The 13,027-nt window shown below is 47.3% G+C and carries 16 protein-coding genes; 9 read left to right on the plus strand and 7 right to left on the minus strand.

Annotation, left to right across the window (positions count from 1 at the left end):
* Positions 1–113 precede the first annotated feature (113 nt).
* Positions 114–884: a PRC-barrel domain-containing protein gene (locus tag EQU24_RS14780; RefSeq protein WP_017838758.1), complete on the minus strand. Its 771-nt coding sequence runs from the start codon at positions 882–884 to the stop codon at positions 114–116.
* A 662-nt stretch (positions 885–1,546) separates the two neighbouring features.
* Complete coding sequence (locus tag EQU24_RS14790) at positions 1,547–2,380, minus strand: GGDEF domain-containing protein (protein WP_040575394.1); 834 nt, start codon at positions 2,378–2,380, stop codon at positions 1,547–1,549.
* 878 nt (positions 2,381–3,258) lie between these two features.
* Here EQU24_RS14790 and EQU24_RS14795 point away from each other — a divergent pair.
* The 5 genes from EQU24_RS14795 to EQU24_RS14815 all read left to right on the plus strand — a co-directional run bounded on the left by EQU24_RS14795 (position 3,259) and on the right by EQU24_RS14815 (position 4,976).
* A complete protein-coding gene (locus EQU24_RS14795; protein ID WP_014149030.1) occupies positions 3,259–3,573 on the plus strand; it encodes a BON domain-containing protein in 315 nt (104 codons plus the stop codon).
* An 11-nt stretch (positions 3,574–3,584) separates the two neighbouring features.
* On the plus strand, positions 3,585–3,821 hold the full coding sequence (locus EQU24_RS14800; RefSeq protein ID WP_017838756.1) for an ElaB/YgaM/YqjD family protein: 237 nt from the start codon (positions 3,585–3,587) through the stop codon (positions 3,819–3,821).
* A gap of 66 nt (positions 3,822–3,887) precedes the next feature.
* Entirely contained in the window at positions 3,888–4,118 is a 231-nt protein-coding gene (locus EQU24_RS14805) for a DUF883 C-terminal domain-containing protein (RefSeq protein WP_017838755.1), read from the plus strand.
* Positions 4,119–4,128: 10 nt separating this feature from the next.
* A complete protein-coding gene (locus EQU24_RS14810; protein WP_017838754.1) occupies positions 4,129–4,572 on the plus strand; it encodes a phage holin family protein in 444 nt (147 codons plus the stop codon).
* Positions 4,572–4,976: a hypothetical protein gene (locus tag EQU24_RS14815; RefSeq protein ID WP_017838753.1), complete on the plus strand. Its 405-nt coding sequence runs from the start codon at positions 4,572–4,574 to the stop codon at positions 4,974–4,976. Before EQU24_RS14810 ends, EQU24_RS14815 begins: the two co-directional genes overlap by 1 nt.
* Positions 4,977–5,011: 35 nt before the next feature.
* Here EQU24_RS14815 and EQU24_RS14820 read toward each other — a convergent pair whose 3' ends face one another.
* From EQU24_RS14820 to EQU24_RS14830, 3 genes are all read right to left on the minus strand, one after another.
* Positions 5,012–5,233, minus strand: coding sequence for a hypothetical protein (locus EQU24_RS14820; protein WP_017838752.1), 222 nt, complete (start codon positions 5,231–5,233; stop codon positions 5,012–5,014).
* 306 nt (positions 5,234–5,539) lie between these two features.
* Entirely contained in the window at positions 5,540–5,689 is a 150-nt protein-coding gene (locus tag EQU24_RS14825; RefSeq protein ID WP_014149036.1) for a lmo0937 family membrane protein, read from the minus strand.
* A gap of 98 nt (positions 5,690–5,787) precedes the next feature.
* Positions 5,788–5,973, minus strand: coding sequence for a CsbD family protein (locus EQU24_RS14830; RefSeq protein ID WP_017838751.1), 186 nt, complete (start codon positions 5,971–5,973; stop codon positions 5,788–5,790).
* Positions 5,974–6,607: 634 nt separating this feature from the next.
* On the opposite strand from EQU24_RS14830, the gene infA reads away from it, so the two are divergent.
* Positions 6,608–6,826, plus strand: a complete 219-nt coding sequence (gene infA / locus EQU24_RS14835; RefSeq protein WP_014149038.1) for a translation initiation factor IF-1 — start codon at positions 6,608–6,610, stop codon at positions 6,824–6,826.
* A gap of 35 nt (positions 6,827–6,861) precedes the next feature.
* On the opposite strand, the gene clpA is transcribed toward infA, so the two are convergent.
* Together clpA and clpS are read right to left on the minus strand one after the other, a co-directional pair.
* On the minus strand, positions 6,862–9,132 hold the full coding sequence (gene clpA / locus EQU24_RS14840; RefSeq protein WP_017838750.1) for an ATP-dependent Clp protease ATP-binding subunit ClpA: 2,271 nt from the start codon (positions 9,130–9,132) through the stop codon (positions 6,862–6,864).
* 12 nt (positions 9,133–9,144) lie between these two features.
* Positions 9,145–9,468 carry an ATP-dependent Clp protease adapter ClpS gene (gene clpS, locus EQU24_RS14845; RefSeq protein ID WP_017838749.1) on the minus strand — a complete coding sequence of 108 codons (324 nt, stop codon included), beginning with the start codon at positions 9,466–9,468 and terminating at the stop codon, positions 9,145–9,147.
* Positions 9,469–9,602: 134 nt separating this feature from the next.
* On the opposite strand from clpS, the gene EQU24_RS14850 reads away from it, so the two are divergent.
* From EQU24_RS14850 to purB, 3 genes are all read left to right on the plus strand, one after another.
* On the plus strand, positions 9,603–10,061 hold the full coding sequence (locus tag EQU24_RS14850) for an NUDIX hydrolase (RefSeq protein WP_017838748.1): 459 nt from the start codon (positions 9,603–9,605) through the stop codon (positions 10,059–10,061).
* On the plus strand, positions 10,058–11,209 hold the full coding sequence (mnmA, locus tag EQU24_RS14855; RefSeq protein ID WP_017838747.1) for a tRNA 2-thiouridine(34) synthase MnmA: 1,152 nt from the start codon (positions 10,058–10,060) through the stop codon (positions 11,207–11,209). Before EQU24_RS14850 ends, mnmA begins: the two co-directional genes overlap by 4 nt.
* Positions 11,210–11,354: 145 nt before the next feature.
* Positions 11,355–12,719, plus strand: a complete 1,365-nt coding sequence (gene purB, locus EQU24_RS14860; protein ID WP_017838746.1) for an adenylosuccinate lyase — start codon at positions 11,355–11,357, stop codon at positions 12,717–12,719.
* Positions 12,720–13,027 lie beyond the last annotated feature (308 nt).

Here is a 13,027-nt window from a genome sequence, read left to right on the forward strand (position 1 = left end):
TGTAAGCTTGACGGCAGCTATCCCTGCCGCCGACACCTGTCAATCGAGCCACCACCCCCCCTTCCGACAGTTGTCTAAATTATTTCATGCTCGTTCCAAAGGGTATAATTACTTCAACGGGAATGCGTCTTGGAAACCGTCTCATCGATCCAGTATCCTTGGCAACCGTAATGTTGATACAGTTCTGTCTCATAATCTCTGGTCAGCAGAGATTTCTCCGTATATTCCGGTGACTGTTTGATGGTCTCGCATGAAAGAGTAATGAAAACTGTCAACTCACCCCAACTAACCCGCTCAATCCATTTCGGTGAAACCAGGACCTTTTTTCCCGGCCACCAGTTTTGCGTATCGATGATTAAATAACGAATTGCCCAGGTCTCATCATCGATAATAAAATCCTCGACATGACCAATATTTCCGTCAGTAGCTTGAATGTTATGCCCCATCACATCGTGAGTACTGCGCAAATTGGGATCCCACTCTTCTTCATCTTGTTTTAGTTCTTTCCATATCTCAGGGTCATGCACAATGTAGGGATAAGATCCCCACATATATGAGCCGTTCCAATACATCGGCCATCCGTAATACCCGTAGTAGTTCTGTTCGAATTGTCTCGAGACAGGCTTGTCACTATCCAAGGATGGGCTGTCTTCAATCTGCTTTTTGGTCAAATTAATGGTGATGAACTGTTCTTCTTTATTCACTGCGGCCAACGCATACGGAGAGATCAAAACCCGTTTGCCGGTAAGCCAGTTGCCTGTGTCGGCGACCAAATAGCGAATCGTCCAGTACCGGTCATCGAAGTAGAATTCTTCCACTTCCCCTATTTCCCCATCGAGGCTGTGCAATTTGTAACCTTTTAGTGTTTTGGCTATGTTGAGCATGGTAGTAGTACTCCTGGTTTTTTTGAGTTTGATTTTGCAAACTATTGTCGTCCGACTGACAGTCGCACTAGAAAAATCGCTACTTTTTTATTCACACCTATACCCATCGCAGATCAAAATTCGGCGCCGGTGTGCCAGTCAAGGGACCGCAGTGAATACGTGCCTGTAGACTCTCTATGGAATATGCACAAAATAACTTCTACAAGTAGTAGGCTTTATGGCGGTTCGTTAACTCGCTTGACAGGACGCCTGTGAATACATCCATGTAGGCTTGACGGCGGAATCTGATTGCCATGGATGGCATGAATGCAGATTTTGCAGGAGAAAAAATCTGCCCTGCTGCCGACATCCTCGCCAAACACACCCCACACCCTTTTTGATCCCCAAATTGGGAATTGCTGGAACTACACTCGCCATTGCAGAACCAAATATACTGTGAACTTGAGTTGTCGGATAAAAATCGTCCCAAAAGAGATAACCGGTTGAATCGACGCAAACAATTTGGCATTTTTTCATTTGCCGGAATCCCTTCCTTTGCAGAGAAATCTACTCACTACCGTCGTTTCGGTAGCTTCAGTTATGCAGTATATAAAGAGTGAACCTAACGGTTAACATACAAAAAATCGACCTCGAACACTGTACGCTAACCAACATAGCCACTTTCACTGTGCAAATGCATAGCTAGACTTTGTTCGTTTTGCTACGTACATCGCCTCATCGGCGCGCTTGATCAAATCGAATACGGTGATGCCGTCCTTCGGACATATCGAGATACCAATACTCGATTTGATGATGAGTTCCCCGATGCTGAGCTGACAAGGTGCTGCAATCACATTCGCGATCTTTTCCGCAATAATCTTGACGCCATGAATGTCTCCAAACTCCATAAGCAAATACAAAAACTCGTCTCCCCCGTAGCGGCTAACTGTATCGACTTCGCGAGTATACTGTCCTAACCGTTCGGCAATGATTTTTAGCACGGCATCCCCTACTTCATGTCCGTGTGTATCATTAATGTCCTTGAAATTATCAAGATCGACGAACATCACTGCTAAATTCCAACCATAGCGTTTGGCCTGGGCTAATCCATGCTCCAGCCGGTTGACAAACAGCTCGCGGTTTGGCAAACCGGTCAAAGGATCATGAAAAGCCGCATGCCGTGCGGCTATCTCAGCTTGGGTGACCATGTTCAGCCGTTGTTTCAATAGGTGGTGCACATCAACCTCTACCTCCAACGCCTGATTCACTGATGATAGCTCGTCTACTGCTTGCCCCATCTTAGCTTCAGTCGCTTCGTTCTTTTCAAGCAGGTCACCAGCTTCTGCCGGAAGACTATGAGTATCGGCTATTTCCCTACCCGCTGTGTTGACCGTCGACAATTCTTCGACACACTCTTCCACTAAGTCTTTTATGTCTTCGCTTTGCTCGAGCAGTCCGCCCAGGGACTTGGTTTGTAATGCCCTTTCAGGAGATTTTGACTTTGGGTTGGTTTTCATGGTCAATATTTCTTTTTGGCTTGTTGTCAAATGATTGGTTATGTCGCCCGGTAGCCTTTCAGTCATACTGGATGCGATCAACCCTTTATTCTGTGCAAGTAAGTCAATGCCGTCTGTGCGGTAGCAAACATAACTCAATTGAGCACAACTTCTATGGTTTCCGACGAACGACTCTCTTTTAATTGAAAAACCGCCTAAGAATAAAAGCGCGGAGTGTGTTTAACGAGGATGACGGCGGCAGATCAAATTTATGCTCCTTGGCAATTGCTGAGGAGCATAAGAACCCTGCCCGATTTTTTGAGCAACGATTCTTTTAGTATGTTCGCTAACGAACCGACACTAGCAACTTTTACGATTAGAATTGACTCAGGGTTTTGGTGAACATATACCCATCGCACTTCAAATTTCGGCATTGACGTATGGAGGCACCGAGGTGTTCGGCAAAGGCTTTGACAGCAGGGATGCTGTCACAGAGCCTACATGGACGTATTCACGGCGTCCTTTAACGAACTCCCCGGCGCCGAAATTTGACTAGCAAAGGGTATACATACATCCCTACCCTGCAATAATGATAAGGAAAAACGCCACCGGCGTTTAACGAGTCCTTCTTCATTTAAATTTTTCAGCTTGTATACCTTTCGCACTTCAAATTTCGGCAGTGCCTAAGGAGGCACTGGGGTGCTAGGTCGATTTTGCTCCTGCAAAATCGACATTCACAGCGTCCTTTGACGGTCACCCCGGCGCCGAACTTTAATCTACGATTAGGTATAACAGCCTCAATAAACCATTCACACCGAGACTGCCGATAAGTGTGTAGACGATTATCACGTATGTGATTCACACCCACCGCTTAAGGCGGATAATTTGGAGATTTAGCCATGAAACAATTTATTAGATTATTTACCGCATCTATTTTGGCCCTGACATTATTGTCAGCGGTCGGTTGCGCAACGACGGAAAAACGTTCAGGAACCGGCGAATATTTTGACGACAGCGTCATCACCACTAAAGTCAAGGCACAGCTATTAAATGAGCCCAATCTGAAATCCGCCCAGATCAATGTTGAAACCTTCAAGGGCGTCGTTCAACTCAGTGGTTTCGTGAATTCCCAGGCCGATATTAATAGAGCGGTCGAAATTGCACGTAGCGTCAATGGCGTACAGTCGGTTAAGAATGACATGAGACTGAGATAAGGAGCTCTAACATGGAAACATTTGACAAAGTATCACACTCAGCTCATGAGGCTTTCGACAAGGTGGCCGATGCAACCAGCCATGCGGCAGAAGCAATCGGTAAAAAAGGAGAGCAATTTAAAAATGCTGAGCAGCAAATGGTCAAGAATTGCCGCGGTTATATCCGCGAGTATCCGATCATGTCAGTGGGTATTGCGGCAGCGGCTGGCTTTTTGCTAAGTCGACTATTAAGCAAATCACCCAATTAGCCCATCAAGTATCATGAGCCAACAAACCACAAACTTATGTCGATTCAAATTCAGGAGTAATCCATTGTGGAAACTATAGACAAAGCAGCCAGTTCAGCGCATGAGACTGTCGACAAGATCGCCAATGCAACCACGCATGCGGCTGAAGCCCTTAGCGATAAAGGTCAGCAACTGAAAAATGCAGAACAGCAATTACTCGAAAATTGTCGATGTTATGTCCGCGACAATCCAATAACATCTCTGGGTCTTGCGGTAGCGACCGGTTTTTTGTTAAGTCGCGTCATTAGCGGCCGTTAGATCTTTTTTCATGAACGCTAATGCAAAGAATGAGGCTATAGAACAACAAACATCCTCGCGCGCCTGCCCACCTCCAAGTGAAACCGCCATTCTGGAAGACACTCAATCGCTATGGCATGAATTACATGGACTTGCGTATGATCGCTTAAGACTCGCTACGCTTGAGACACAGCGGGCGGGTCAGAGTCTGGTGACCATGATCATTTCAGGGGTGATGATTTCTCTTTCTCTGAGTAGCGCATGGCTGGGAGTCATGGCGGCAGTGGTAGTGGAACTAATCGAAAAAGAGGTCACGTTGAGTAGCGCCATTCTCCTTGCCGTCGTTGTCAACTTGCTGATCGCGTTGATTCTCTTTAACGTGATACGCCTAAAGACACGCGATCTGGGGTTTCCAGCAACTCTCCGCAGTCTTCAACCGAGACACAAGCCATCGGGGCAAGGCGTGGAGTCATAATGGTTGTCTATCGTCAAAAACAAAGTGTGTCTAGATCGCTGAAGCATCGGATCAGAGATGCGGAGGCGCAATTATTGAATCGTCAACGGAAAATCGATACACGCTCTGCAACGCTTATCCGGGATATCCGCCAACAAATAACCGCTCCGTCAACCTTGCTGTTGGCGGGCGGCATCGGCTTTATCATTGGCGAACTCACCAAGCGTCAAGACCTGAAATGCCGAGACACCACCGACAAACCGGTCGCTGCCGAGACATCACCGCTGAAAACCGCGCTGAGCCTTATGGGTTCGATGCGCACTTTATACACGGCCCTATTGCCTTTAGCCTGGATAATAAAATCCTCTCACCAACCGGGCGAAACCAAGTCACGGGACAAGAATATTCATCGCAAATTTGAATAGCCTGATGCGTCGACGGGAAACCCAAATGATGGACGTTAACTCTTTTTGCCCGCGTAAAGCAACAATACTCCACCGACTAAAATTGAAGCCACGCCGGCCCAAACCGGTACATTGACCGTTTCGGTATCTTTAACCGTTAGCTCCAAAGGGCCAAGCTTGGCCTGCTGGGTTTCCTTGGTATAGCTGAACTGGCCATACGCTAAACCCAAGATTCCGGCTATGACCAGCACGATTGCGATTATCTTGATTGAATTCATTTCGCCCTCTATTCATACTAAAATATCGTTCGACTTCGTTAATAAACCCTAGTTATACCTTTCGCACATCAAATTTCGGTAGTGCACAAGGAGACGCCGGAGTGTCCGACAAAGGCTTTGCCCCAACATGGATCTCTGGCATAGAGCCTAAATGAACGTATTCATGGCGTCCTTTGACGGACACCCCGGCGCCGAATTTTGATCTACGATGATGATATGGACTCCTCACTCTGTATCAGGCTCTGCCATAGCTTGGTTTCTTTTAGACTTTCGATAAAACAGGGTTTCCATTACGATGGCTGCAGCCTACAAGACTCTTCGGCCTTGTATGACGCGCAACACGATCAAAACAACCGCGAGAACGATCAGAATGTGAATGAATCCACCCATGGTATAAGAAGACACCAAACCCAATGCCCAGAGGATAATTAAAATAATCGCTAGTGTTTGAAGCATTGTAATTCTCCATTGAAATTAGTTATTTGTCGGCGATAAAAATTGAAATCGAGCCAACGTTTCGGTAAGCCGCCATTTTCCGGCTTATTGTATTCGTATCAATCGTCTTCGAGCTCGTCCTTAATATCTTCCTTTGCATCGCCATAACCGGATTGAACCTTGCCGATGTTCTTTTGAACATTTCCTTCTATCTCCATGCCTTTGTCGTCGAATATCTTGCCGGCAACTTCTTTGGCTTTGCCTTTGGCTTCTTCGACTCTGCCTTTTACTTGATCTTTGTTCATGAGTGTCTCCTTATTAAAATAATATAGCCATGAATAAAGCCCAGTATCGAAACTCTATATGACTGAGTACAGATGTTACCTACAAAAACGAGAACAGTCGGTGCGGTAACGAACAGATAGCTATCTCTATAAGATAGATAATGAAAGCTTGATAGGTAAGATTTCTGATGGTCTACGCACAGAGATATTACGTTAAATCAAATATTTACCATCAAAACCAGTATCCTCTACCTAAAAAGCGGGAGGAGCTAAACGATTAACAAATAGTTGTGAACGATTGTATACCTTTCGCACTTCAAATTTCGGCAGTCCTTAAAAAGGCGTCGGGGGGAGCTCGGCAAAGACATTGCCAGCATGGATGCAGGCATAGAGCATGGATGTATTCACGGCATCCCTCGACGGGCCCCGGTGCCGGATTTTGATCTACGATGAGTATATGAATTTTGAAGTTTAAAAAATCGATTATCGACGAATCGACTTGACAACCAAAAACTAACAGCATAACTGGTCGGATTATGAGACATTGATCAGTTATCGTTTCCCATAAACCAGGCGCGCATTCACACACAGAGTTCTGTTATTAAAAAGCTGTCTGTGCTATTATTCGCGTTTTTTAAAAGTTAGGATCAAGTACATGGCAAAAGAAGATCAAATCGAAATGGAAGGTAAGGTTGTCGAAACCTTACCGAATACGATGTTCAGGGTTGAACTCGAGAATGGACACATCGTGACCGCACACATTTCCGGAAAAATGCGTAAGCATTACATCCGTATTCTGACCGGCGATAAAGTTAAGGTGGAAATGACGCCTTACGATTTAAGCAAAGGAAGAATCACCTTCCGGATGCGCTAATCCCGCGCAAGTGCGGGATTAGCGAACGATAACCGCTAACTTTTTTCAGAAACAGTCAATTCCTTACTTTCTATTGCAAAAGCCAGCTCATTGTTTTCGACATAGATTCGGACATTCCCGCCCCGCACCAATTTACCAAACAATAAATCATTAGCCAGCGGTTTCTTGATTTTCTCCTGAATCAAGCGCGCCATCGGCCTTGCGCCCATTTTCGGATCGCAACCGTTTTCGGCAAGCCATAATCTCGCTTCAGACTCCAACATCAGCGTGACATGCTTCTCGGCCAACAAAGCTTCCAGTTCGAAGATAAATTTATCGACCACATGACCGACAATCGAAATATCCAGAGGCTTGAACTGAATTACCGCATCCAAGCGATTACGGAATTCCGGAGAAAAACTTTTTTCTATCACCTTCATGCTATCCGATACATGATCCTGCGAGGTAAAACCGATTGATGCACGACTTCCCTCTTCGGCGCCGGCGTTTGTGGTCATAACCAATATAATGTTACGAAAATCGGCTTTGCGACCGTTATTGTCGGTTAGCGTGCCATGATCCATCACTTGCAATAATAGATTGAAAACATCAGGATGCGCTTTCTCTAACTCGTCCAATAAAAGCACGGCATGAGGATGCTTGGTCACTTGCTCGGTCAGCAAACCGCCTTGATCGAAACCGACATAGCCCGGAGGCGCGCCGATCAGCCTCGATACGGTATGGCGCTCCATATACTCGGACATATCGAAACGAATCAATTCGACACCCAGCACTTTGGCTAATTGACGAGTGACTTCTGTTTTACCCACGCCGGTCGGTCCCGCGAATAGAAACGAACCGATCGTTTTTTGTGTATCCCTAAGCCCTGCACGCGACAGTTTGATGGCTGAAGCGAGCGCCGAAATTGCCTCGTCTTGACCGAAAACCAGCATTTTGAGATTTTTTTCCAGCGCTTCAAGCTTCTCAACATCATTGGATGAAACCGATTTAGCCGGTACTCTGGCCATTTTCGAAACGATTTCCTCTATTTCCGGCGAATCGATAATTGGTTTACGCTGATCGGTCGAAAGTAAGCGTTGACGCGCGCCTGCCTCATCAATGACATCAATGGCTTTGTCCGGCAGATGCCGGTCGGTAATATAGCGGTCCGATAGTTCGGCGGCTAAACGTAAAGCATCCGCCGTATATTTAATATCGTGATGCTCCTCGAACCGCGATTTCAACCCTTTCAATATCAGAATGGTATCTTCGACCGAAGACTCGACAATATCGATTTTCTGGAAACGCCGCGCCAATGCATGGTCTTTTTCGAAAATTCCGCGATATTCTTGATAGGTTGTCGAACCGATACAACGCAACTGACCGGAAGCCAATACCGGCTTAATCAGATTGGACGCATCCATAACTCCGCCGGAAGCGGAGCCAGCGCCGATGATCGTGTGGATCTCGTCGATAAATAATATTGCTTCCGGCTGCCTTTTTAGCTGGTTAACTAATGCTTTCAAACGCTTTTCGAAGTCGCCTCGATATTTGGTGCCGGCCACTAAAGCGCCCAGATCCAGCGAATAAATCACATTGCCCATCAGTACATCTGGGACTTCTTCCTCGACGATTCGTTTTGCCAAGCCTTCGGCAATTGCGGTTTTTCCGACGCCGGCTTCCCCGACTAACAACGGGTTGTTTTTACGCCGGCGACATAGCACCTGTATGGTTCTTTCAACCTCGAGTTCGCGCCCAATCAACGGATCGATCTTACCGAGCCTCGCTTCCTCATTCAGGTTGGTCGCATATTTTTCCAACGGACTTTCGGATGTATCGCCGGCCGCACCGCTCGTTTCCGGATCTCTTTCCATATCGCGCTCTCGCTCCGATTCTATCTTCGAAACACCATGGGCCAGATAATTGACGACATCGAGACGGGTTATATTCTGCTTATTCAACAAATAAACCGCTTGCGAGTCTTGCTCGCTAAATAATGCAACAAATAAATTAGCGCCGGAAACTTCTTTCTTATCGGTCGCCTGGACATGGAATACAGCCCTCTGCAATACCCGCTGAAAACCGAGTGTCGGTTGCGTCTCGCGCTGTACGCCCTCGGGAATCAGCGAAATCGTATCGTTGATAAACTGCGTCAGTTCATCGTGCAGCTTTTTGAAATCGCACCCACAGGCCCGAAGCACCGCTACGGCACTGGCATTATCCAACAAGGCCAACAGTAAATGCTCGACGGTAATAAATTCATGCCGCTTCTCGTGAGCATTCTTAAAGGCGAGATTTAAAGTAATCTCCAACTCTTTGCTTAACATATTTCCTCCGACCTACGCGATTTCCATCGAACACATTAAGGGATGGTGGTGTTCCCGAGAATATTCGTTGACCATGCATACTTTTGTTTCCGCGACATCCTTAGAATAGGTTCCGCACACACCAACTCCCTGAGTATGCACCTGTAACATAACTTGTGTCGCTTTATCCTCGGACATATTAAAAAACTCCATTAACACTTCAACGACAAAGTCCATCGGCGTGAAGTCGTCATTTAATAAAATAACCTTATAAAGGGGTGGCCTTTGCAATTGAGGCTTAGTCTCTTGAAGAGCCAGTTCGCCATCATTGTCTTTTAACGGGTCAAAATCAGACATACTTTTAACAATTCTAAAAGAATCAAAACGACTTAGAGTTTACCATAGTGAGCGCGCCTGTAAATTTCAATCTTTCACAACATAAATTCACCAAATCAAGTAAAATGTAGCGCTTTTTACAAACGAGTTTGCCGATGGTCTGGAAACCCCATGTCACCGTTGCAGCGATCATTGAAAACGACCAACGTTTTCTGCTAGTCGAGGAAGAAACATCCAACGGACTCGCATTCAACCAACCCGCGGGGCATTTGGAAAAAGGCGAGGACTTAATCAACGCGGTTAAACGTGAAGTGAACGAAGAAACCGCCTGGCAGTTTGAACCTGAATACATCGTTTCAGTTCAATTATGGCGAAGAAACCCAACTAGCCCAAGTTTTCTGAGAATTTGTTTTGCCGGCCATTGCCATTCTTTCGACCCCAATCAACCTTTGGATGAAGGCATCATCGCGACACACTGGTTAACCCACACCGAAATCGTCGCCAGAAAAGATCGTTTACGAAGCCCTTTGGTATTGATCGGCATTGATGAATTCCTTTCCGGCAAACGCCATCCTTTAACCTTAATTGAATCCTTTCTCGACCTGGATACATGAATAAACACATCATCGTCGGCATGTCAGGCGGCGTAGACTCTTCCGTCACCGCATTGAAACTACTTAAAGAAGGCCATCGAGTCACCGGCCTGTTCATGAAAAACTGGGAAGAAGACGACGGCACAGAATATTGCACCGCAATGGCTGATTTGGCAGATGCTCAACAAGTCTGCGATAAACTCGGCATCGAATTGAAAACCGTCAATTTCGCGGCCGAATACTGGGACGAAGTGTTCGAAGTCTTTTTGTCCGAATTCAAGGCCGGACGCACGCCGAATCCTGACATCCTGTGCAACAAGCATGTCAAATTCAAAGCCTTTTTGGATTATGCGCTCGAAGACCTCGGCGCCGAACATATCGCGACCGGCCATTACGCGCGCGTCCGCGAACAAGACGGCGAGTTCCAGTTATTGAAAGGCTTGGACCCTAACAAGGAACAAAGCTACTTCTTGTATGCGATGGGCCAGAAAGCCTTGTCCAAAACATTGTTTCCGATCGGTCATCTGCACAAACCGGAAATCCGCGCCATCGCCGAAAAGGCTGGGTTCGCGAACAGCCGCAAGAAAGACAGCACCGGCATTTGTTTCATCGGCGAACGTAAATTCAAGGACTTCCTGCAGCGCTACCTGCCGGCCCAACCCGGCGAAATGCGCACGCCGGAAGGCCAATACATCGGGCGGCACCACGGCCTGATGTATTACACGATGGGACAGCGCCAGGGACTCGGCATCGGCGGCGTCAAAGACGCGCCGGACGAACCCTGGTTCGTACTGGACAAAGATCTCGACAACAACGTGCTGATCGTCGGCCAAGGCCACGAACATCCCTTGATGATGCACACCACGCTCGAAGCCGGACAACTCGACTGGTGCGGTAACACGGGGCTGACCGAGACGCTACGTTGCGCCGCGAAGACCCGTTATCGCCAACCCGACCAAGACTGTATCGTCGAACCGCTGGACGACGGAAGCCGCGTCAGAGTCCGTTTCGATCAGCCGCAACGCGCGATTACGCCGGGCCAGTCGGTCGTGTTTTACGACGGCGAAGTCTGTCTAGGCGGCGGCATCATCGAGACCAGAAAGATGGAACGTGACTATTCAGCGCATGCGGTAGGTTGGTGTCAGGCATTGATTTCTAAGGACGCGTGAATACATCCCTGTAAGCTCTGACTGCAACGTCCTGTTGCAGACAGCCTTATAAATCAATGCCTGACACCTTCTCATACATGACTTATGCTGAATAATTACGATGGAACATTAATTTTTTGAGTTTTATTTTCAGGATACATTAACAATGACCCATACCGCCCTTACCGCCATTTCCCCGATCGACGGCCGTTATGCCGGCAAAGTCGAAGCCTTGCGCCCCATCTTCAGTGAATACGGCCTGATCCGTTTTCGCGTGCAAGTCGAAGTTCGCTGGCTGCAAGCCCTGGCCAAGAATCCACAAATTTCGGAAGTTCCCGCTTTTAGCGAGAACGCGAATAGATTAATGAACGACTTAGTCGAGCAATTTTCCGAAGCGGATGCACAGCGCGTCAAAGACATCGAAAAAACGACCAACCACGACGTCAAGGCGATCGAATATTTGCTCAAAGAAAAGATCGCCGGCAACGCCGAACTTGAAAAAGTCAGTGAATTCATTCATTTCGCATGCACATCGGAAGATATCAACAACCTCTCCTACGCCTTGATGCTTAGCGAAGGGCGTCAATTAATCATCGGCCAAATCGACCAATGTATTGAAGCGATCCGCAGGATAGCACACGACACGGCCGCACAACCGATGCTATCGCGCACACATGGCCAATCGGCCACCCCAACCACGGTCGGCAAAGAATTCGCGAATGTCGTTGCGAGAATGCTGCGCCAGAAAAAACAACTGGAAGCAGTCGAACTGCTCGGCAAGATCAATGGCGCGGTCGGTAATTACAATGCGCACTGTGTCGCCTACCCCGACGTCGATTGGAGCGAATTTTCGAAGAACTTCGTCGAATCGCTAGGCCTAAGCTTCAATCCGTACACGATACAAATCGAGCCGCACGACTACATCGCCGAATTCTTCCATGCGCTGTCGCGTTTCAATACGATCTTGCTCGACTTCGACCGGGACGTTTGGGGTTATATCTCGCTGGGCTATTTCAAGCAAAAAACCATCGCAGGCGAAGTCGGCTCGTCGACGATGCCGCACAAGGTTAATCCGATCGATTTCGAAAACTCCGAAGGCAATCTCGGCATCGCGAACGCTGTATTTAGCTTTCTTGCCGAAAAACTCCCGATTTCCCGCTGGCAACGCGACTTAACCGACTCGACAGTACTGCGCAACATCGGCGTCGGCATCGCACATACCAGCATCGCGATTCAATCGACGCTGAAAGGTATTTCGAAGCTAGAACTCAATAGCGATGCGCTCGAGGCCGACCTGAACGCGAATTGGGAAGTGTTAGCCGAACCGATTCAAACCGTGATGCGCCGTTACGGCATCGAAAAACCCTACGAAAAACTGAAGGAATTGACGCGCGGTCAACGCATCACGCCGGAACAAATGCGCACGTTCGTCGAAGGACTAGATATACCGCAGGATGCGAAAAATGCGCTGCTTGAATTGACGCCGCGAGCGTATACCGGTTACGCCGAACGATTGACTCGAAAAATTTAAAATTCCGGCCCCAAGTCAAACGAGCGGTAACTCAAGAAACTAAGGATTTCGTGATAAATAACGTCCTGGAACTATGGGCTTTGTTGAGAGTTCGGTAACTCGCTTGGCAGGACGCCGTGAATACGTCCGTGCAGGCTTGACGTTTAAAAGTGATTTTCACTTGAGGGCTGATGAAAATCAGCCCTTTTTTTCAATCCGGTTTCCAAGCAAGTCAATTCGCATGCTTCAACTGAGCGAAAAACATCTATACCTTTCGCATCAAATTAGGTACTGTTTAACGTAGGTACTGCCGAAATTTGAAGCGTGAT

The sequence above is a fragment of the Methylotuvimicrobium buryatense genome, assembly GCF_005931095.1.
In the GTDB taxonomy this organism is placed as follows: Bacteria; Pseudomonadota; Gammaproteobacteria; order Methylococcales; family Methylomonadaceae; genus Methylotuvimicrobium; species Methylotuvimicrobium buryatense.